The 20,463-nt window shown below is 66.8% G+C and carries 23 protein-coding genes and 1 riboswitch; of the genes, 11 read left to right on the forward strand and 12 right to left on the reverse strand.

Annotation, left to right across the window (positions count from 1 at the left end; all coding sequences use genetic code 11):
- Window positions 1-11 precede the first annotated feature (11 nt).
- From egtB to thiC, 5 genes are all read left to right on the forward strand, one after another.
- Window positions 12-1,283 (forward strand): ergothioneine biosynthesis protein EgtB, encoded by a 1,272-nt coding sequence (gene egtB / locus QE360_RS07715; RefSeq protein ID WP_309700543.1) that lies wholly within the window; start codon window positions 12-14, stop codon window positions 1,281-1,283.
- A gap of 2 nt (window positions 1,284-1,285) precedes the next feature.
- Entirely contained in the window at window positions 1,286-2,263 is a 978-nt protein-coding gene (egtD, locus tag QE360_RS07720) for an L-histidine N(alpha)-methyltransferase (protein ID WP_309700546.1), read from the forward strand.
- 200 nt (window positions 2,264-2,463) lie between these two features.
- Window positions 2,464-3,420 (forward strand): ferritin-like domain-containing protein, encoded by a 957-nt coding sequence (locus tag QE360_RS07725; protein ID WP_309704100.1) that lies wholly within the window; start codon window positions 2,464-2,466, stop codon window positions 3,418-3,420.
- Between the two features lie 37 nt (window positions 3,421-3,457).
- On the forward strand, window positions 3,458-4,477 hold the full coding sequence (locus QE360_RS07730; RefSeq protein ID WP_309700548.1) for a ferritin-like domain-containing protein: 1,020 nt from the start codon (window positions 3,458-3,460) through the stop codon (window positions 4,475-4,477).
- Window positions 4,478-4,622: 145 nt separating this feature from the next.
- Window positions 4,623-4,713: riboswitch (TPP riboswitch) on the forward strand.
- A gap of 45 nt (window positions 4,714-4,758) precedes the next feature.
- On the forward strand, window positions 4,759-6,606 hold the full coding sequence (gene thiC, locus QE360_RS07735; RefSeq protein ID WP_309700550.1) for a phosphomethylpyrimidine synthase ThiC: 1,848 nt from the start codon (window positions 4,759-4,761) through the stop codon (window positions 6,604-6,606).
- A gap of 89 nt (window positions 6,607-6,695) precedes the next feature.
- Here the strand turns inward: thiC and QE360_RS07740 are convergent, their stop codons facing one another.
- The 5 genes from QE360_RS07740 to ung form a co-directional block, all read right to left on the reverse strand.
- Window positions 6,696-6,977, reverse strand: a complete 282-nt coding sequence (locus QE360_RS07740) for a DUF3892 domain-containing protein (protein ID WP_309700552.1) — start codon at window positions 6,975-6,977, stop codon at window positions 6,696-6,698.
- Between the two features lie 335 nt (window positions 6,978-7,312).
- Window positions 7,313-7,579, reverse strand: coding sequence for a Txe/YoeB family addiction module toxin (locus QE360_RS07745; RefSeq protein ID WP_309700554.1), 267 nt, complete (start codon window positions 7,577-7,579; stop codon window positions 7,313-7,315).
- Window positions 7,576-7,830 carry a type II toxin-antitoxin system Phd/YefM family antitoxin gene (locus tag QE360_RS07750; RefSeq protein WP_058733588.1) on the reverse strand — a complete coding sequence of 85 codons (255 nt, stop codon included), beginning with the start codon at window positions 7,828-7,830 and terminating at the stop codon, window positions 7,576-7,578. The genes QE360_RS07745 and QE360_RS07750 overlap by 4 nt, the downstream gene beginning before the upstream one ends.
- A gap of 39 nt (window positions 7,831-7,869) precedes the next feature.
- Entirely contained in the window at window positions 7,870-8,178 is a 309-nt protein-coding gene (locus tag QE360_RS07755; RefSeq protein WP_309700557.1) for an alkylphosphonate utilization protein, read from the reverse strand.
- Window positions 8,179-8,257: 79 nt separating this feature from the next.
- Window positions 8,258-8,953 (reverse strand): uracil-DNA glycosylase, encoded by a 696-nt coding sequence (gene ung / locus QE360_RS07760; protein ID WP_309700559.1) that lies wholly within the window; start codon window positions 8,951-8,953, stop codon window positions 8,258-8,260.
- A gap of 115 nt (window positions 8,954-9,068) precedes the next feature.
- Here ung and QE360_RS07765 point away from each other — a divergent pair, with 115 nt between their 5' ends.
- Window positions 9,069-9,449 (forward strand): hypothetical protein, encoded by a 381-nt coding sequence (locus QE360_RS07765; protein WP_309697853.1) that lies wholly within the window; start codon window positions 9,069-9,071, stop codon window positions 9,447-9,449.
- Window positions 9,450-9,473: 24 nt separating this feature from the next.
- Here QE360_RS07765 and QE360_RS07770 read toward each other — a convergent pair whose 3' ends face one another.
- On the reverse strand, window positions 9,474-9,917 hold the full coding sequence (locus QE360_RS07770; RefSeq protein ID WP_309700561.1) for a DUF1810 domain-containing protein: 444 nt from the start codon (window positions 9,915-9,917) through the stop codon (window positions 9,474-9,476).
- 68 nt (window positions 9,918-9,985) lie between these two features.
- On the opposite strand from QE360_RS07770, the gene QE360_RS07775 reads away from it, so the two are divergent.
- Window positions 9,986-10,501, forward strand: a complete 516-nt coding sequence (locus QE360_RS07775; RefSeq protein ID WP_309700563.1) for a hypothetical protein — start codon at window positions 9,986-9,988, stop codon at window positions 10,499-10,501.
- Window positions 10,502-10,543: 42 nt separating this feature from the next.
- Here the strand turns inward: QE360_RS07775 and QE360_RS07780 are convergent, their stop codons facing one another.
- The 5 genes from QE360_RS07780 to recQ form a co-directional block, all read right to left on the reverse strand.
- On the reverse strand, window positions 10,544-11,440 hold the full coding sequence (locus tag QE360_RS07780; RefSeq protein ID WP_309700566.1) for a MipA/OmpV family protein: 897 nt from the start codon (window positions 11,438-11,440) through the stop codon (window positions 10,544-10,546).
- A 71-nt stretch (window positions 11,441-11,511) separates the two neighbouring features.
- Entirely contained in the window at window positions 11,512-11,949 is a 438-nt protein-coding gene (locus QE360_RS07785; RefSeq protein ID WP_309700568.1) for a DUF2141 domain-containing protein, read from the reverse strand.
- Window positions 11,855-12,637, reverse strand: a complete 783-nt coding sequence (locus QE360_RS07790) for a sterol desaturase family protein (RefSeq protein WP_405052675.1) — start codon at window positions 12,635-12,637, stop codon at window positions 11,855-11,857. Before QE360_RS07790 ends, QE360_RS07785 begins: the two co-directional genes overlap by 95 nt.
- A 637-nt stretch (window positions 12,638-13,274) precedes the next feature.
- The gene (locus tag QE360_RS07795; RefSeq protein ID WP_309700570.1) at window positions 13,275-13,859 is read right to left on the reverse strand and encodes a GNAT family N-acetyltransferase; all 585 of its coding nucleotides are present in this window, start codon (window positions 13,857-13,859) and stop codon (window positions 13,275-13,277) included.
- 13 nt (window positions 13,860-13,872) lie between these two features.
- Complete coding sequence (gene recQ, locus QE360_RS07800; RefSeq protein ID WP_309700571.1) at window positions 13,873-15,642, reverse strand: DNA helicase RecQ; 1,770 nt, start codon at window positions 15,640-15,642, stop codon at window positions 13,873-13,875.
- Window positions 15,643-15,796: 154 nt separating this feature from the next.
- Here recQ and QE360_RS07805 point away from each other — a divergent pair, with 154 nt between their 5' ends.
- The 3 genes from QE360_RS07805 (at window position 15,797) to QE360_RS07815 (ending at window position 18,019) form a co-directional block, all read left to right on the forward strand.
- Window positions 15,797-16,081, forward strand: a complete 285-nt coding sequence (locus tag QE360_RS07805) for a CsbD family protein (RefSeq protein WP_307101183.1) — start codon at window positions 15,797-15,799, stop codon at window positions 16,079-16,081.
- 409 nt (window positions 16,082-16,490) lie between these two features.
- Window positions 16,491-17,072, forward strand: a complete 582-nt coding sequence (locus tag QE360_RS07810) for a TIGR00730 family Rossman fold protein (protein WP_309700573.1) — start codon at window positions 16,491-16,493, stop codon at window positions 17,070-17,072.
- Window positions 17,069-18,019: a phytoene/squalene synthase family protein gene (locus tag QE360_RS07815; RefSeq protein WP_309700575.1), complete on the forward strand. Its 951-nt coding sequence runs from the start codon at window positions 17,069-17,071 to the stop codon at window positions 18,017-18,019. The genes QE360_RS07810 and QE360_RS07815 overlap by 4 nt, the downstream gene beginning before the upstream one ends.
- A gap of 54 nt (window positions 18,020-18,073) precedes the next feature.
- Here the strand turns inward: QE360_RS07815 and QE360_RS07820 are convergent, their stop codons facing one another.
- Window positions 18,074-18,304, reverse strand: a complete 231-nt coding sequence (locus QE360_RS07820; RefSeq protein ID WP_307101176.1) for a hypothetical protein — start codon at window positions 18,302-18,304, stop codon at window positions 18,074-18,076.
- Window positions 18,305-18,426: 122 nt separating this feature from the next.
- Here QE360_RS07820 and QE360_RS07825 point away from each other — a divergent pair, with 122 nt between their 5' ends.
- On the forward strand, window positions 18,427-20,394 hold the full coding sequence (locus tag QE360_RS07825; protein ID WP_309700577.1) for a S9 family peptidase: 1,968 nt from the start codon (window positions 18,427-18,429) through the stop codon (window positions 20,392-20,394).
- The last annotated feature ends 69 nt before the right edge of the window (window positions 20,395-20,463 follow it).

The following is a 20,463-nucleotide window of genomic DNA, read 5'->3' on the forward strand; positions in this document are numbered from 1 at the left end:
GGAGCAGCCGAATGCCGACCCTCGTACCGTCGCCCGCGACGGCGCCGACGCCTGCCGACGAACTGGCATCCCGCTATCGCGCCGTCCGCGCGCTGACCCTGTCGCTGGCCGAGCCGCTGTCCGACGCCGACGCCACCGTCCAGTCGATGCCCGACGCCTCGCCCGCCAAGTGGCACATGGCGCACACGACCTGGTTCTTCGAGACGTTCGTGCTGCGCGACCATGTGCCGGACTATCGGCTGCACGATCCGCGCTTTCCCTTCCTGTTCAACAGCTATTACGAGGCGGAAGGCAAACGCCACGCGCGCCATCGTCGCGGGATGATCACCCGCCCGACGCTGGACGAAGTGCGGGCGTACCGCGCGCATGTCGATGCCGCGCTGCTGGCGGCGCTGCCCGACCTGCCCGACGCGGCGCGCGAGCTGGTCGCGCTGGGATGCCATCACGAGGAACAGCATCAGGAGCTGTTCGTCACCGACATCCTCCACCTCTTCTCCGAAAACCCGCTGGAGCCCGCGCTCTATCCGCCCGAGCCCAAGGCCCCCGTCGCGATGCCCGGCCCGATCGGCTGGATCGAGGGGCAGGCGGGCGTGGTCCGGATCGGCCATGACGGACAGGGCTTCGCCTTCGACTGCGAAGGGCCGCGCCACGACGTTCTGCTCCATCCTCATGCCATCGCCGACCGCACGGTCACCAATGCCGAATGGACGCAGTTCATCGCCGATGGCGGCTACCGCGATCCCCGGCTCTGGCTGTCGGACGGCTGGGCCTGGGTGAAGGGGGAGGGGATCGCCGCGCCGCTCTATTGGGAAGAGCGCGACGGCGGCTGGACCCGTTTCGGGCTGGACGGCCGCCGCGCCGTCGATCCCGCCGCCCCGGTGACGCATGTCAGCTTCTACGAGGCGGATGCCTTTGCCAGCTGGGCGGGCGCGCGCCTGCCGACCGAGATGGAGTGGGAAGCCGCCGCCGCCGCGCGTGATCCGGCGGGGGGCAACCAGATGGAGGCGGGCGGCGTGGTCGAGCCGCGTCCCGCGACCCATGGCCCCGCCTTTTTCGGCGATGTCTGGGAATGGACCGGCAGCGCCTATCGTCCCTATCCCGGCTTTCGCGCCGTCGAAGGGGCGGTCGGCGAATATAATGGCAAGTTCATGAACGGGCAGTTCGTCCTGCGCGGCGGCAGCTGCGCGACGCCGCGCGGCCATGCCCGCGCCTCCTATCGCAACTTCTTCTACCCCCATCAGCGCTGGCAGTTCACCGGCGTCCGTCTGGCAAAGGACCTGTAATCATGCTGAAGCCCGAGATCGAGGATGGTCAGATGTCGCTGACCGATCCCGCCTTCCGCGCCGATGTCCTCGCCGGACTGGAGCGCCGCCCCCGCGCCATCCCCGCCCGCTGGTTCTACGACCGCAAGGGGTCCGAGCTGTTCGAGGCGATCACCGACCTGCCCGAATATTATCCCACCCGCGCCGAGACCGCGATCCTGAAGACCATCTGCCCCGACCTCGTCGCGCATGTCGGCAAGGGGCGCGCGGTGGTCGAGTTCGGATCGGGCTCCTCGACCAAGACGCCGGTGCTGCTGCGCTGCGTCGAGCCGTCGGCCTATGTGCCGATCGACATTTCGGGCGACTTCCTGCGCGAATCCGCGCGCAATCTGCAACAGGCCTTTCCCGATCTGCCCATCCATCCGCTGGAGGGGGATTTCATGCACCCGCTGGCGCTGCCCGCGATGGTAGCGGAGGCGCCCAAGCTGGGCTTCTTCCCCGGCTCGACCATCGGCAACATGACGCCTGCCATGGCGACCGACCTGCTGCGCGCGATGCGCGGTTCGCTGGGCGAGGGGGCGATGTTGCTGATCGGGATGGACCGCGCCAAGTCGAGCGAAATCCTGGTCCCCGCCTATGACGATGCGCAGGGCGTGACGGCAGCGTTCAACCGCAACCTGCTCGACCGGATCAACCGCGAGCTGGACGGCACCATCCCGGTCGAGGATTTCCGCCACCGCGCGGTCTGGAACGACGACCGCTCGCGGATCGAGATGCACCTGGCCGCAATCCGCGACGTCGCCTTCACCATCGAGGGCCGCCCCTTCGCCATGGCCGCGGGCGAGACGATCCACACCGAGAACAGCCACAAATACGGCCCCCGCGACGCCAAGATCCTGCTGCGCGCTGGTGGCTGGACCCCGGTCGCACAATGGAGCGATCCGGACGATATGTTCGCGGTCTATCTGGCCGAGGCGCAATCGGTTCGTCTTGCTCCTTGAACGTTTCGTCGTATCGAATCGCGGTCTAACCGGACAGGTGAAAAGAGTTGCGTCTTTTCCTGGGGACGTAACGTTTCGCTTTTCGGTCGGGCGTTGGGCTTTACCCTGAAAAGTCTTCCCGCTTGACCCTCTTGCAAGTCCATCTGTTGGCAAAGATCCGACAGATAGACTTGCGAGGGTTCCATACCGGGAGGAGCATGATGACCGAAAGCGCACACCTGCTCGATGCATTCGACGCACGGGCCCAGCGCCGCGATCAACGACGCGCGTTCTTCAAGACGGCGATGGGCGCCGCCGCCGCCGGCGTCGCGGCCTTTACCCTGACCAGCAAGGCGGGGGCCCAGTCGACGATCACCGACGCGGATATCCTGAACTTCGCGTTGAACCTCGAATATCTCGAAGCGCAATTCTATGCCTTTGCCGCCAACGGCACCGGCCTCGCCTCCAGCCAGTTGACCGGCACGGGCACGCAAGGCGCGGTCACCGGCGGCAAAAAGGTGACGTTCACCGACCCGATCGTCGAGCAATATGCCCGCGAGATCGCGGCCGACGAAGCCGCGCATGTCGCGTTCCTGCGCACCGCGCTCGGCAACTCGGCGGTGGCGCAGCCCGCGATCAACATCTCAGGCGACGCGAACGGCGCGTTCACCGCAGCCGCACGCGCGTCGGGCGTGATCGACTCCAACGCGACCTTCGATCCTTACGCCTCGGACGAGAATTTCCTGCTCGGCGCCTACATCTTCGAGGATGTCGGCGTGACCGCCTATAAGGGGGCCTCGCCGCTGATCAGCAACAAGACCTTCCTCCAGGCCGCCGCCGGCATCCTGGCGGTCGAAGCCTATCACGCCGCGATCGTCCGCACGACGCTCTATGCCAAGGGTATCCAGACCCCGGCACTGATCACCGCGGCGGGCAAGATCTCGGACGCGCGCGACAGCCTGGACGGGACCACCGACCTGGATCAGGGCATTGCCGCGACCACGGTCGGCGGACAGCTGGTGTCCAACATCGTGCCGCTCGACTCCAACGGGATCGCGTTCAGCCGCACGCCGCAGCAGGTGCTGAACATCGTCTATCTCAACAAGGCGTCGGCCACGCTGGGCGGATTCTTCCCCGCCGGCGTCAACGGCACGCTGCGCGCCAGCGCGGCCAACTGATCCCCCCCTTTTCCTCGTTCCGAGAGGATTTTTCATCATGAGCGAAGAACGCTTCATTCTCGATGTGATCGAAGAGGCTTCGGCCAAGCGCCGGTCCGATCGTCGCCGTTTCATGCGTATGGCCGCCGGGGCCGGTGCGGTGGGCGGGCTGGCCATGCTGGGCGCCTGCGGCAGCGACGATAACGACGTCATCGTCCTGCCGACGCCCACCCCGACCGCGACGGCGGGTTCGGTCACCGACGCCGATGTCCTGAACTTCGCGCTTCAGCTGGAATATCTGGAGGCGCAATTCTACAGCTATGCCGCGTTCGGCGCGGGCCTGTCCGCCTCGCTTCAGGCCGGGACGGGGACGCAAGGCTCGGTCGCGACCAGCACCAGCGGACAGCCGCGCCAGGTCGCGTTTCAGGACCCGTTGGTGGCGCAATATGCCCGCGAGATCGCCTATGACGAGATCGCGCACGTCACCTTCCTGCGCAACGCCCTGGGCTCCAGCGCGGTGGCGCAGCCCGCGATCAACCTGTCGGGCGATGCCAATGGCGCCTTCACGGCGGCGGCGCGCGCGGCCGGGGTGATCGGGTCGACCGGAACCTTCGACCCCTATGCCTCGGACGAGAATTTCCTGCTCGCCGCCTATATCTTCGAGGATGTCGGCGTCACCGCTTATATGGGCGGTGTCACGCTGCTCTCCAACAAGACCTTTGTCGAGGCGGCGGCGGGCATCCACGCGGCCGAGGCCTATCATGCGGGGCTGGTCCGCTCGGTCCTGTATCGCAAGGGGCTGAGCACCACCGCCCTGCGCACGGCGGCGCAGCAGATTTCGGACGCGCGCGACAGCCTGGACGGCTCGTCCGATCTCGACCAGGGGATCGGTCCGAACACCGTCAACGGCCAGACGGTGTCCAACATCGTGCCCGCCGATTCCAACGCCGTCGCCTTTGTCCGCACGCCGCAGCAGGTGCTGAACGTCGTCTATCTCAACAAGGCGGCGGTGACCGGCGGCGGCTTCTTCCCGAGCGGCCTGAACGGCAATGTACGGACCAGCGCGGCCAGCGGCTGACGCATTGCTGTCCCGCAAAGGGTGATCGCCCCGGTCGGCCGCCAGCCCCTGGCCGACCGGGGCTTTCATGCGTCCGCCCGGGCGCGCGGGGCATTTCGGCGGAAAGCCCTTCTGCTTGGCGCGATTTGCGCTTATGCAGGGTCCATCCCCGGGGGAGCGCTGACCTGCGCTTGAGAGGGGGGCAAGAGCCCCCGACCCGCTGAACCTGATCCGGCTGACACCGGCGTAGGGAGGGAGCGGCCCCGTCTCTCATGGTCCGTTTCCTCCGCATGGAGTGGACTATGGCAGATATCCCCGCAAAGGCTGAAATTGGCGTCACCACCGGCCCCATTCGTGGGTCGAAGAAGATTCATGTCGGGCCCCTGGGCGTCGCGATGCGCGAAATCCATCTCGACCCGTCTTCGGGCGAGCCGCCCTTGCGCGTCTATGACACCAGCGGCCCCTATACCGATCCCAATGCGCGCATCGACATCATGGCGGGCCTGCCGCAAATCCGCCGCGACTGGATCGAGGCGCGCGGCGATGTCGAAGCCTATGACGGTCGCGAGATCCGCCCCGAGGACAATGGCCAGCTCGGCCCCGACCGTTCGGGCGGCGTGCCGCAATTCCCGCGCACCGGGCTGAACCGCCCGTTACGCGCCCGTGCAGGCATGAACGTCAGCCAGATGCACTATGCCCGCAAAGGCATCATCACGCCCGAGATGGAATATGTCGCGACCCGCGAGAATCTGGGCCGCGAGATGCTGCGCGAATATGTCCGCGACGGCGAGAGCTTCGGCGCTGCCATCCCCGATTACGTGACCCCCGAATTCGTCCGCGACGAAGTGGCGCGCGGCCGGGCGATCATCCCCAACAATATCAACCACCCCGAATCCGAACCGATGGCGATCGGCCGTAACTTCCTGGTCAAGATCAACGCCAATATCGGCAATTCGGCGGTCGCCTCGAACGTCGCGTCCGAGGTCGACAAGCTGGTCTGGTCGATCCGCTGGGGCGCGGACACGGTCATGGACCTGTCGACGGGGCGCAACATCCACGACACGCGCGAATGGATCATCCGCAACTCGCCGGTGCCGATCGGCACCGTCCCCATCTATCAGGCGCTGGAGAAGGTCGGCGGCATCGCCGAGGAACTGACCTGGGAAATCTTCCGCGACACGCTGATCGAACAGGCCGAGCAGGGCGTCGACTATTTCACCATCCATGCGGGTGTGCGCCTGCCCTATATCCCGCTGACCGCCAAGCGCGTGACCGGCATCGTGTCGCGCGGCGGCTCGATCATGGCGAAGTGGTGCCTGGCGCATCACAAGGAGTCGTTCCTCTACGAACGCTTCGACGAGATCACCGAGATCATGAAGGCCTATGACATCGCCTATTCGCTGGGCGACGGCCTGCGCCCCGGCGCGATCGCCGACGCCAATGACGAGGCGCAGTTCGCCGAGCTCTACACGCTGGGCGAGCTGACCAAGCGCGCCTGGGAACAGGACGTGCAGGTCATGATCGAGGGGCCGGGCCATGTGCCGATGCACAAGATCAAGCAGAATATGGACAAGCAGCTGGAGGCGTGCGGAGAGGCGCCCTTCTACACGCTCGGGCCGCTGACGACCGACATCGCGCCGGGTTACGACCATATCACCAGCGGCATCGGCGCGGCGATGATCGGGTGGTACGGCACGGCGATGCTCTGCTACGTCACGCCCAAGGAGCATCTGGGCCTGCCCGACCGCGACGACGTGAAGGTCGGCGTCGTGACCTACAAGCTGGCCGCCCATGCCGCCGATCTGGCCAAGGGGCACCCGGCCGCCAAGATGCGCGACGACGCGCTGAGCCGCGCCCGCTTCGAGTTCCGCTGGCGCGACCAGTTCAATCTGTCGCTCGACCCCGACACGGCGGAATCCTACCACGACCAGACGCTCCCGGCGGAGGGTGCCAAGACCGCGCATTTCTGTTCGATGTGCGGCCCGAAATTCTGCTCGATGAAGATCACGCAGGAAGTGCGCGAGTTCGCCGCCAAGCAGAATGCCCCGGTCGAAACCTTCGTCGCGGCGGAGGACGCCGAGGCGGGGATGCAGCAAATGAGCGAGAAATTCCGCGAGAAGGGCGGGGAGGTTTACCTGCCGGCGGAGTAACGAAAAGGGGCCGCACCCGGTAAGGATGCGGCCCCAATTCCCAGCCTCCGTTCAGCCTGAGCGAAGTCGAAGGCCATGGGAATTTCAGCTTAGGGGCATTCGGGCAGGCTCAACAAATTGTTGGGCTGCTCGCCATCGTTTTGCGTCTTCAGATACTTATTGCCTGCGGCTGAGCGGGCGACGATGACCCACGCCGATTGACCGCCTACCGATACGTAAAATTGCCACTGACCGGACTCGATCGCCGCAATGGCCTCTTCCTGCGTCAGTTTCCATCGGCTGGGAAAAGCGCCGCCGACATGCGAAATGCGCTCGTACGCGCTATATCGGCTGGTCTTGTTGATGCACTGAATTTGCGCTGTATTGGCCATCTTACATAGCTCCGCACGACCACCCAGGCATCGTGGCGGTTGACCTTGAGCTAACGGCCCCATAGATTCCCGAGGCTGACCACAGCACCGGCGGGGATGCCTGCCGTTTGTCAGGGCGGTCGCTGGAACGACCGCCCTGACTTGATGAAGAAATCATGAAACCGAGTCTTCGTCAATGCCGCTTCTCGCTTCTAGCGCTGAGCAGTAGAGCCTGATAGACATGACATCAGCGGCCATAACGAAGCGAGAAGGTTGTCGCTGGACCGTGATCTTTGAGGTGATGGGCGTTGAGCGGCGTGGCAAGCGACGCCCATCACAATCGCATCCATTTCGGATCAATAATGATACCGGCACTGCGCTACTTGCAGCACCTGCTCGTCGCCGCTGCCCGCCACCCGGTACACCAGACGATGTTCATGGCTGATCCGGCGCGACCACCAGCCTGACAGGTTGCCGCCCAAAGGCTCGGGCTTGCCAGTCCCCTTGAACGGGTGACGGCGGCATTCCTCGATCAGCGCATTGAGTTTGGCGAACAGCTTCGCGTCATGAGCATGGAGGTCGAGATACTCGGCCCATGATCGTGACGAGAACGGGACCTTCACGGCTGGATAAGATCGTGCGTTTCGCCGCCGCCCGCTTCCAACTCGGCAATGCTTTCCAGCAGGCGCTGGGCGTTTTTGGGCGAGCGCAGCAGGTATAGCGTCTCTTCGATCGACGCCCATTCGCTGGCCGAAATCAGCACGGCGCCTTCGCCCCGCTGGCGAGTGATCGCCACGGGCGCGCGGTCGGCGACGACCTTGTCGATCATCGCCTTCAGATTCTCGCGCGCTTCGGAATAGGAGACAGCCTGCATACGTGTAGAATTGTACAATCACCTGTCCAATGTCAAGGTTCACCGCTTCCGCACAAACTCCGCACGCAGGACCAACCCCTTGATCCCGTCGAACTTGCAGTCGATTTCCTGCGCGTCGCCGGTCAGGCGGATCGACTTGATCAGCGTGCCGCGCTTCAGCGTCTGGCCTGCGCCCTTGACGGTCAGGTCCTTGATCAGCGTCACCTGATCCCCGTCGCTCAGCACATTGCCGACCGAGTCGCGCACGACGACCGCGTCGTCATCGGCCGTCCCGGCCCTGGCCGCCGCATCGGCCGCGCTGATCCATTCGCCGGTCGCTTCGTCATAGACATAGTCGTCGTCGGCCATCGCCCTTGTCCCTTATCTGATCGGTGGAATGGCGGGCCCTATGCGCGCTTGGCGGAAATGATGCCAGTGTGATTACAGATCAGTCCAGCGGCGGCAGCGCCCAGTCGATCGGCTCGCGGCCATGCTCGACCAGAAAGGCGTCGGCGCGCGAAAAGGGCTTCGATCCGAAGAAGCCGCCGCGTGCCGACAAGGGCGAAGGGTGGACCGAGGTCAGGACGCAATGCCGCCCCGCACCCATCTCGCGGACGAAGCCCGCCTTTTTCTGGGCATAGGCGCCCCACAGGATGAAGACGACCGGCTCGGGCTTGGCGGCGACGGCGCGGATGACCGCGTCGGTGAACCGCTCCCACCCGCGCCCCTGATGCGAGGCGGCCTGGCCCATCCGCACGGTCAGCACCGAGTTGAGCAGCAACACCCCCTGCCGCGCCCAATGGTCGAGCAGCCCGTGGGAGGGCGGCGCGATGCCCAGGTCGGTCGCCATCTCCTTGTAGATGTTGACCAGGCTGGGCGGCGGGCGAACGCCCGGCTGGACCGAGAAGGCCAGGCCATGCGCCTGTCCCTCGCCATGATAGGGGTCCTGCCCCAGGATCACGACGCGCACCTCGGGCAACGGGGTCAGGTCGAGCGCGCGGAACCAGTCCTTGGGCCGGGGGAAGACCCGCTGGCCGCTGGCGCGCTCGTCGGCGAGGAAGGTCTTGAGCGCCTTCATATAGGGTTCGTCGAACTCGCCGCGTAAGGGCAGCAACCAGCTCTCGTGCAGGTGAATGTCGCTCATGATCCCGTCATGCAGAAGCTGTCTTGGCCGCGCAACCGGGATCGCCGATAGTCGTTATGCAAGCGATACGGTCGCGCGCCCGCGGCCGCTGCGTTCGATTTGGAGGAGGAAGATCATGAAGCGTTCCACCATCGCCCTCGCCGTTGTGGCCGCCGCGCTCCCGCTGGCCGCCTGCGGGTCCTCGACCGAAGCCGGCAACACCAGCAGCGCGGCCGTGACCACCAATGGCAGCGAGATGAGTGCGGACGCGCTGGGCGCCAAGATCCGTGCGCTTCCCGAGGGGCAGCGGCGCGGCGTCCTGTTCCGGGCGATCCGCGATGCCGGGCCGTCGGGGGCGAGCTGTCAGTCGGTCACCGCGATGAAGGAGGCCGCCCCGGTCAATGGCAATCCGAGCTGGAACGCGGTGTGCGACGGCACTGCGCAATGGACGATCGTGATGACCGCCGACCAGTCGGCCAGCGTCACCGGCCCCGGCCCGGTCACGATCAAGAGCTGAGCCACACCAGGCGATCGCCCGGCGTCACCCCGCCGGGCGGTTCAGCCGTTCGAGCGTGGCGGGGTCCGGCCGTCCTCCGAAGAACCGCTCCAGCCCATGGCGGAACGGGGCCGGATCGTCCGCCACCGCCGCGAACAGGGTCAGCGAGGATCGCAGCTTGATGGCATCGATACCGCCGAATATCGCCTCCGCCGATCCGGGCGCGGCCACCGCCGCCGCCACGGCCTCGTACAGCCGGGCCCCGAGCAGCGGATGCGCCAGATAGGCCCGCGCCTCCACCGCGTCCGCGATGGCGTAGAAGCGCGCGGTCTCGCTGCGCCCCAGCCCGGCGATCTGGGGAAAGACGAACCACATCCAGTGGCTTCGCTTTCGCCCGGCGCGCAGTTCGGCCAGGGCGATGCCATGCTGGGTCCGCTGGGCCTCGACAAAGCGATCGAGCGCGGCATCATGGGGGGCAGGGGGCGTCATGTCCCGGCAACCGGTCGCGGCGTCGATGCGTTCCCGCGACTGCAAAAGAAGAATGTTTTCAGGAGAGTATGATGCGCCGTCTTGCCCTGATCGCCCCCCTCGCGCTGCTGGCGCTCGCGGCTTGCGGCAGCAAGGACGGGGATGCGGACTCCGACGTGGCGCCGGGCAATTTCACCCCGCCGGGCACCGCACGGCCGACGCCGATCCCCGGCGTGGCGCAGGTCAACCCGCTGACCGCCTATATCGGCCATTATCCGGGTGACGCGGTCGACGGGGTGAGCTTCTTCGACCGGACCGAGGTGGCGAGCGCGCTGCACGATGCGGTCGGCGACCAGTCGCTGGTCCGGCGGATCATGTCGCGCGGCGCGGTGACGGTGCCGATCTTTGCGCAGGGCAAGTCCGGGATCGCCGCGCATGGCTGCACCCCGCATGACTGCGCCGACAACAACTGGACAGTGGCGCTGGATACCAGGACGGGCAAGGCGCAGGTCTGCTACCATGACCGCGAGACGATGGGCGACCGCAGCCAATGGTATATGGGTGGGGCTCCGGTCACGCGCCCGGACGAATGCCCGCAGGAATGAGGGGAGGGGCGGGTCGGTCGCTCCCGACCCGCCTCGCTTTCGTCAGAAGGTGTAGGCCAGCCCCAGCGCGCCCAGCCACTGGCTGCGCGAACCGACCTGCGACACGATCGGGCTGTCGGCGAAATTGCCCAGTTCCCGGCCATAGGTCAGCCCGCCGACGACCTTCCAGCCCTTCAGCAGATTGCCGGTGATCGAATAGGTGGCGAGGCCGCCGATCGACCAGTCCTTCCACCCGCTGCGCGCGTTATAGACGGGCAGGCCGCTCGCCGCGCTCTGGTCGGGCGTGATCGAGAAATAGCGGCGGGCATAGCCGCGTCCGGCATGTTCGGCGGTGGCGAACAGCCCGACCGCCGCCTTGGTCGACAGCGGGGTGAAATAATTGACCGAAGGCTGCCAGATGCCGCTGTCATGCACGCCGGTTACGTCGTGGCGATAGCTGAGCGAGACGGACAGCCGGTCATAGGGGCTGGTGATGACGCCGATCTTGCCGATGCCGACATAGCCGCCCAGCTCGACCGCCGCGCCGATCTTGCCCAGCGCGCGGACGCGGGGATTGTCGATTCCCGAGCTGGTGGTCCGGTCCAGATTGACCACGCCGATCGGCCCGGCCTGAATGTCCCAGTCGCGATTCGCCTTGTCGCCGATCAGGTCGACCGACAGGCGGTTGCCGATATAGGTGATGGTATGCCCGTCGATATAGGCGAGCGCGGCGGGCGCGGGGCTGAAGGAATAATCCTTCGACCCTTCGTAATCGGGCAGATAGGCCGCGCCCAGGCCGATGGTGATCGTGTTCTTGCCGAGCTGCCCCGCCATTTCGGCTGCCGCCGGGTTGGTGGCCGGCGCATTGTCCTGGGCTTGGGCGGGCATCGAGAGGGAGGCGGCGCCCAGGGCGATCAGCGGGGCGGCACCCCGTAGGATGGAGCGCGAGAAAAGGCGCAAGACGGAAAACTCCCTGAATCGGTTATCCGAAATGCAACGCTACGGTAACGATTTCGCTCCGGCGCTATGTGTCAGAATATGTACCGCATCCTGATCTGTTGTGTTTCGGCAACAGAATCGAGCGCGAAACGGGCCGCGGTGAAACGCGGCGGGCCGAACCGGATCGCCGGATTGCGCGAAAAGCCGAAGCCTTCGCGCGGGATGCCCGCCAGCGTGTCCAGCTTGGCATTGTTGTTCTCGTCATGGATGACGGCGGCGGCATAATTGCCATAGGGCAGGCCATCGAGATGGATGGCGCGCTGGCCCGCGGGCACCGAGCGGGTCATCGCCCGCGCATCATCGACACAGGCGGGGAAATTGTCGGGGTCGGCGGTCAGGCACAGGCGGATCGAACCCTTGGCCGAGCGCAACTGGTCAATCGCGATGTCCAGCCGGCTGACCGGCGCGGCGCCGATCAGCGGCAGCGCGGCCAGCATCAGCGCCAGCGACACGGCGCGCGGCCTGCGCATGGGCGCGCTCGAAATCGCCAAGGCCGCGGTCGGTGCCGCAGAGCCGGTCCCAGAAACGGAAATAGAGTCCATAGTTGCACCCATATTGCTCATGATGCCGTTGATGGTGGCTTGCGGTAATGAGCCACCCCCCCAGGTGCCCCCGCCACATGAAGCGCGGGAAGATTTCCCAGCCCATATGGTTGGTGACGCCCATAACGGTCATGATCGTCAGCACCAAGCCGAGTGCGGCGACGTGAATCGGAATAAGAAAAACGAGTAGCGGAATTACCACAGCGCCGGTCACCGCCTCGATCGGGTGGAACGCCATCGCCGCCCATGCGGTGGGCGGGCGGCTGGCATGGTGGACGGCATGCGCGGCCTTGAAGACCGCCGGGCGGTGCATCCAGCGATGCGTCCAATAGAACCAGGTGTCGTGCGCGACCAGATAGAGCAGGATCGAGACCGGCCAGTACCAGAGCGGCCAGGCATGGATGTCGGCATAGATTTGCGTCCATCCGCGATTCTGCCATCCCCAGGCGACGACCCCGGCGGGAACGCCATAGATGGCGGCGGAGGCGAGGCTCCATCCGATCTCGCGCCGGATCTGCGGGTCGAGCCCGGTATAGAGGTTCGGATGCCGCGCCCGCGTCGCCAGCGCGAACGCGCCCGAGGCGAGCAGATAGCGGACGCCGACGATCAGCGTCATGGCGATGGCGGACAGGATCAGGGCAAGCGTCACGGTGGACAGTGTAACCCATTGGGGGCGGGGCTTGAACCGCGATCGTCCGGTCCTTGGCCTTTTGTTCGCGCGGAGGCGCGGAGGCGCAGAGAGGTTTGGGTGGGCACGGGCGTCAGGCGCCGGTTCGTCCGTCGCCCCTGCCGCACCGTCGGTGAAGAGAGGCGGCCTTCGGCCGGGCACTCCCTCTCCACGCCCCCGCGCAAATCCCAGCCCCATCCGCGAGCACATTCCCGTGCACTTCGACTTCGCTCAGTGCGAACGGAGGGCGGGTCTGCATCTCCGCGCCTTCGCACGAACCCCCGCGCCCGTTCAGGCTGAGCGAAGTCGAAGCCTACGCCCCACCCCATCCGCGAGCACATTCCCGTGCCCTTCGACTTCGCTCCTCGCGAACGGAGGGCGGGTCCGCGTCTCCACGCCTCGGCACGAACCCCCGCCCCGTTCAGGCTAAGCGAAGTCGAAGCCCACGCCCGACCCTATCCGCGAGCGTATTCCCGTGCCCTTCGACTTCGCTCAGTGCGAACGGAGGGCGGGTCCGCATCTCCGCGCTTTCGCGCGAACCCCCGCGCCCGTTCAGGCTGAGCGAAGTCGAAGCCCACGCCCGACCCTATCCGCGAGCGTATTCCCGTACCCTTCGACTCCGCTCCCCGCGAACGGAGGGCTGGGTTTGCCCCCGGTGGAAAATCCGGATCGGCCGGTCGTGATACACACCCTCGATCGGCGCGGCGTAACCCAGCTTCTCCGCGAGTCGGATCGACGCCGCATTGCCCGGATCGATGATGCAGCAGGTCTGCCCGATACCTTGCCCGTCCGCCCAGTCCAAGATCGCGCGCATCGCTTCACCGGCATAGCCCTTGCCATGCGCCGCCGTCGCCAGGGTCCAGCCCGCCTCGGGCACAAGCAGCGCCGGGGTGATCTCACGGCGCGATTCCAGCAGGCCCATATCGCCCAGCACATCGCCCGTCGCTCGGTCGCATACCACCCAGGCGCCATAGCCGAATGCTGTCCATTGCCCGATCGAGCGCAGCAGCCGTATCCACACATCCTCTGGATGACGGGGCTTGCCGCCGATCATCTCATACACCGCCGGTTCGGCCCACATCGCCGACAGCGCGCCGAGATCGTCGGGATGATGACCGCGCAAGGTCAGTCGCTCAGTGGTCAGGGTCGGGGCAGGGCTGGTGTAGGTCATAACGGGGGCGATACTAACCGGCGTCGCGGATCACCGCCAGAAAGGCTTCGCCATAGGCGTCCAGCTTGCGCGCACCGATGCCCGACAGCAGCGACAGCGCCGCGCGGCTGGTCGGGCGCTGCGCCGCCATGTCGCGCAGCACCGAATCATGGAAGATGACGTAGGGCGGCACCCCCGCCTCCTGCGCCAGCTCGCGCCGCTTGGCGCGCAGCGCTTCGAACAGCGGATTGTCCGCCGGGTTGGCGGCAACCGGCGCGGCACGACGGCCCTTGCGCTCGCGCTTGGGCGGCACGACCAGCGACAGCCGCGCCTCGCCCTTGATCAGCGCGCGCGCGGCGGGTCCGAACTCCAGCCCGCCATGATGATTGGTGCGCAGCGCATCGCGCAGCAGCAGCGCGCGGTGGACCGGCTTGAGCAGCGCCACCTCGTCGCCGTCGACGATATTCCACACCGACAGCGCCTCATGCCCGTTCATCAGGCTGCGCTCGGTCGACTGGCCGGTCAGCACCTGTTCGATATAGCCCGCGCCGAACATCTGGCCGGTGCGGAACACCGCGGACAGGAATTTCTGCGCGGTCGTCGTCGCATCGACCGCATCGGGCGAGCCCAGGCAATTGTCGCAATTGCCGCAATCCTCGGCCAAATCCTCACCGAAATGGCGCAGCAGGATGCGGCGGCGGCACCCGCCCGTCTCGACCAGCGCTCCCAGTGCCGCCAGCCGCGCGCGCTCGCCCGGCTGGCGTTCGGGCTCCACCTCGGCGATGCGCTGGCGCGCTCGGGCGAAGTCCTCCGCGCCCCAGAAGAGATGCGCGACCGACGGATCGCCGTCGCGGCCCGCGCGCCCGGTCTCCTGATAATAGGCCTCGATCGACTTGGGCAGCCCGGCATGCGCGACGAAGCGCACATCGGGCTTGTCGATCCCCATGCCGAAGGCGACGGTGGCGCAGATCACCATATCCTCGCTCGCCACGAAATCGGCCTGGTTCTTGGCGCGGATCGCGGGGTCCAGCCCGGCATGATAGGCGCGCACCGGCCGCCCGGTGCGGGCCAGCGCCTCGGCCAGCTTCTCGGTCGCGGCGCGCGTCTGGGCATAGACGATGCCGGGGCCGGGCGTGTCGGCGACCACCCGTGCGATCTGCAGGTTCACATTGGCCTTGGGACTGATCGCATAGCGGATATTGGGCCGGTCGAAGCCCGAGACGATCATCCCCTCGACCGGGATGCCCAGCTGCTTGGCGATATCGGCGCGGGTATGCGCGTCGGCGGTCGCGGTCAGCGCGAGCCGCGGCACGTCGGGGAACGCATCCATCAACGGCTCGAGCAGGCGATAGTCGGGGCGGAAGTCGTGCCCCCATTCGCTGACGCAATGCGCCTCGTCGATCGCGAACAGGCTGAGCGGCGCAGAGGCCAGCAGCTCGCGGAAATGCCCCGACGACGCGCGTTCGGGGGCGACATAGAGCAGGTCGAGCTGGCCGTCGCGGAATCGCGCGACCGTCTCGGCGCGATTCTGGTCGACGCTGGTCAGCGTGGCGGCGCGGATGCCGACCGCCTCGGCCGCGCGCAACTGGTCGTGCATCAGCGCGATCAGCGGGCTGACCACGACGCAGCATCCGTCCATCATCACGGCGGGCAGCTGGTAGCAGAGCGACTTGCCCGCGCCGGTCGGCATCACCGCCAGCGTCCGCTGGCGATTCAGGACACGGTCGACCACCTGTTCCTGGACACCCCGGAACTGGCTGTACCCGAAAACTTCGTGGAGCTTGGCAAGGGGGTCGGCGACCATCGCCGTGCATGTAGCGACGCTAGGCGGATGGGGAAAGGGCGCGACGACGCGCGCCGGTCGATCCCGGCTCTCCATCGCGGCCGTTTCGGAAACATCGGCGGCCTCGCGGGTTTGATGCCCCAATCATTCCTGCCTCATGAAAGGAGATCTTTCGATGAACACCGACACGATCAACGGCACAGCCACCAATTTCGGCGGTCAGGTCAAGGAAGGCCTGGGCGGCGTGCTGGGCGACAAGACCATGCAGGCCGAAGGCAAGGGCGAACAGCTGGGCGGCAAGGCCCAGAAGGCTTTCGGCGACGCCAAGACCAGCGTCGACCAGGCGGTGCGTCCGCTGTTCGATCAGGTCCGCGACTTCGTCCGCGAGCGTCCGCTGGCCTCGGCCGCGCTGGGCGGGGTGGTCGGCATCGCGCTGCTCAACACGCTGCGCGGCAAGTAAGCGCCAAGGGCGGATCGACAGTGAGGATGGCTTCTTCTTCCCTCTCCCCTGGACAGGGGAGAGGGTTAGCGAAGCTTGCCAGCCTGCTGGCTAGCGCAGCTTGGGTGAGGGGTTGAGCGAGCCAAAGGCTCGCGCGCTCGCTTGGCGAGCGCCCACCCCTCACCCAGCTCCGACTAAGCCTTTGCTTTCGCAAAGACCAAGTCTGCGCAACCCTCTCCCCTCTACGAGGGGCGAGGGACGGAAAGGCGTCGCTGAATGTCGATCCGACTTGGTCCGATGGATGTGGCGGGCGATGCGGGCCGACCGCGTCGCCCGTTTTCCATGCGGTACGGGTGGTGGGCGGGCAGGAACAGGCGGTTCGCCGTAACCCGCTTGCCCCGTTCCGCCCCATCGCCTAGCGCTCGTCACCATGAAGCGATTGGCCATCTATTGCGGGTCGGCGACCCCCAGCGACCCCGTCTATATCGAAATGGCGCGGAGCGTCGGGCGCGGGTTGGCGGAGCGGGGGATCGGCGTCGTCTATGGCGGCGGACGGCTGGGCCTGATGGGCGCGGTCGCCGATGCGGCGCTGGCGGCCGGGGGCGAGGTGATCGGCATCATCCCGCAGGCGCTGGTGGATGCCGAGGTCGCGCATCGCGGCCTGACCGAGCTGCACGTCGTGCCCGGCATGCACGAGCGCAAAAAGGCGTTCACGGACCTGTCCGACGGCTTCATCACCATCGCAGGCGGCACCGGCACGATGGACGAGCTGTGGGAGGCGCTCAGCTGGGCGCAGCTGGGCTATCATGCCGATCCGGTCGGGCTGCTCAACACGGGCGGCTATTACGATCATCTCGTCGCCTTCTGGGACAAGATGGGCGAGGTCGGGTTCCTCCGGCCGCAGCACCGCGAGCTGCTGATCGTCGATACCACGCTCGACGGGTTGCTGGCCAAGATGACCGCGCATGTCCCGACCCAGCCGATCGTGCGCATGAACGCGGACGATCTGTGAACCACGCCGCCGACCCCGACGAGCGTGCAAGGCTGGTCGCGGCGGCGCGCGAATCGATCGCGAAGGGCTCGAAGAGTTTCGCGGCGGCCAGTCTGTTGTTCGATCCGGCGACGCGCGAGCGCGCCTGGCTGCTCTATGCCTGGTGCCGTCGCTGCGACGACATGGCCGACGGACAGGATCACGGCCATGGCATGACCCGCGTCGCCGATGCGCCCGCGCGGCTGGCCGAGCTGACCGACAAGACCGAGGCGGCGCTGGCGGGGCGGGTCGTGGGCGATCCGGCGTTCGACGCGTTGCGCGTCGTGGCGGCGGAGACGGGGATGCCGCATCGCTGGCCGCGCGACCTGATCGCGGGCTTCGCGCTGGATGCCGAGGACTGGCGGCCCGACAGCGACGAAGACCTCTATCGCTATTGCTATCATGTCGCGGGGGTCGTCGGCTGCATGATGGCGGTGACGATGGGCGTGGCACCCGATGACGAGGCGGTGCTCGACCGGGCCTGCGATCTGGGGATGGCGTTCCAGCTCGCCAATATCGCGCGCGACATCGCCGAGGATGCGGGCGCGGGGCGGCATTACCTGCCGCGCCAGTGGCTGGCCTATAAGAGCATCGCGCCCGACGCGATCATGGCGCCCTCGCACCGGCCGGGGCTGAGCGCGCTGGCCCGCCGCCTGACCGACCAGGCGGCGCGGTTCGAGGCGAGCGCTCGGATGGGGACGCCCGCGCTCTCCTATCGCTCGGCCTGGGCGGTGCTGTCGGCGGCGGCGATCTATGGCGCGATCGGGCGCAAGGTCGCCCGGCGCGGACGGCGGGCATGGGACACGCGGGTCGGGACCAGCAAGGCGGAGAAGCTGCGCTTCATGGCCGCCGCCAGCGTACAGGCGGCGCGCCGGGGCAGCATGACGATCGTCCCACGCGACCCGACTTTATGGACCCGGCCGCGCTGATCCGCTCCCTCCGCTGATCTCATATCCCGCTCAGGCTGAACGGCGTGGGAGCCTTCACCCCCGCGACGGCTTGCGCTCGGCCTTCGCCATTTGTGCGCCGACCCGGCGGCAGTCCGCGCCGATGACGGGGAAGGGGACGTCGGTGTTGGCGGCGATCCGGTTGGCCAGATCGGCGCGGCACTGGGCCATGGTTTCATAGCGCGCGGGGACCATTCGGGCCTCGGTGCAATCGGTGCTGCCGTCGCCGCAGCCCAGGATCGCCATCACATAGAAAATCGGCTGCATATCACCGCCTCCACTTGGTCCTGAAAACGCCGGGCGGCGGCCAGCGGTTCCAAAATCGCGCTTGTCGGATGGCGACCGCAGTGTCATGCTTCACCAACACAGTCATAGGGTGGGAGCATGATATGGTGTTCAAGGCTTTGCTGGCGGCCGGGGCCGCGATGATGGTGGCGCAATCGGCGATGGCTGCGGACGTGCCGCTGATCGAGCGTGCCAAGCTGTTCGGCAATCCGACCAAGGTCGGCGGCCAGCTGTCTCCCGACGGCAAGTGGATCAGCTTCATCGCGCCGCGCGACGGGGTGCTCAACGTCTGGGTCGCGCCGATCGCCACGCCCGACCAGGCCAGGCCGCTGACCGCCGAGAAGGGCCGGCCGATCCGCCAGGCCTTCTGGTCGCCCGATTCCAAGTCGATCCTGTTCGTCAACGACAAGGGCGGCGATGAGAATTTCCTGCTCTACGGCGTCAATGTCGCGACCGGCGAGCAAAAGGCGCTGACCCCGTTCGAGAAGACGCGCGTCCAGATCGTCGGCACCAGCGAGACGATCAGGGACCGTATCCTGGTCGGCGTCAACAATCGCGATCCGCGCTGGCATGACGTGTACGAGCTGAACCTGACCACCGGCGCGCTGACCAAGGTGATGCAGAATGACGGCTATGCCGGGTTCCTGGCCGACGACCAGTTGCACCTGCGCATGGCGGCCAAGGCGCGGCCCGATGGCGGTTCCGACTATTACCGGGTCAACGGCACCACCGTCGAGGCGACGCCGGTCGTGCAGTTCGGGCTGGACGATTCGCTGACCACCTCGCCGCTGGGCTTCACGGTGGACGGCAAGACGCTCTACTGGATGGACAGCCGGGGCCGGAACACCGCCGCGCTGATGGCGCAGGACATGGGCAGCGGCAAGATGGCCGTGATCGGCGAAAGCCCCAAGGCCGATGTCGGCGGCGGTCTGTTCAATCCCAGGACCGGCCGGGTCGAGGCTTATTCGGTCAATTACCTGAAGCGCGACTATGTCCCGGTCGGCGACGCGGTGAAGGCCGACCTCGCCTTTCTGAAGGCGCAGAACAAGGGTGAGTTCGCGATCGGGTCGCGCACCGATGCCGACGACAAATGGCTGGTGACCTTCGATCCCGTCACCGCCCCCGCCTCGACCTGGCTGTACGATCGCAAGGCGAAGAAGCTGACGCAACTCTATGTCAGCCGCCCCGAACTGGCCGATGCGCCGCTGGTGCCGATGGAGGCGGTGGAGATCCCGGCGCGCGACGGCATGACGCTGGTGTCGTACCTGACCAGGCCCAAGGGCGTGACCGGGCCGGTGCCGATGGTGCTGTTCGTCCATGGCGGACCTTGGGCGCGCGACGGCTATGGCTATAACGGCTATCACCAGTGGCTCGCCAATCGCGGCTATGCGGTGCTGTCGGTCAATTACCGCGGCTCGACCGGCTTCGGGAAGAACTTCATCTCGGCGGGCGACTTGCAATGGGGCCGCAAGATGCATGACGACCTGATCGACGCGGTCGACTGGGCGGTCAAGCAGGGCGTGGCCGTGCCCGACAAGGTGGCGATCATGGGCGGATCCTATGGCGGCTATGCGACGCTGGCGGGCCTGACCTTCACCCCGGACAAGTTCGCGTGCGGCGTCGACATCGTCGGCCCGTCGAACCTGTTCACGCTGCTGAAGACGATCCCGCCCTATTGGGAAGCGGGCAAGCAGCAATTCTACAAGCGGATGGGCGACCCCACGACCGAGGAAGGCCGCGCGCTGCTGAAGGAACGTTCGCCGCTGACCTTTGTCGACCGGATCAAGAAGCCGCTGCTGATCGGGCAAGGCGCCAACGATCCGCGCGTCAATGTGGCGGAGAGCGACCAGATCGTCTCGGCGATGGCGGCGAAGAACATCCCCGTCACCTATGTCCTCTTCCCGGACGAAGGGCATGGTTTTGCCCGGCCCGCCAACAACATCGCCTTCAACGCGGTGGCGGAGAATTTCCTGGGCCCGTGCCTGGGGGGCCGCGCCGAGCCGATCGGGGATACGCTGAAGGCCTCGACCGCTGAGGTGAAGCATGGCGCGGAGTTCGTGAAGGGATTGTAAGGGCGACCGGGGGCTCGGTGAGACCCCTTGCCCTCCCCCAACCCCTCCCGCCTGCGGGAGGGGAGTCTT

This window comes from Sphingomonas sp. SORGH_AS_0789, from assembly GCF_031453055.1.
Lineage (GTDB): Bacteria > Pseudomonadota > Alphaproteobacteria > Sphingomonadales > Sphingomonadaceae > Sphingomonas.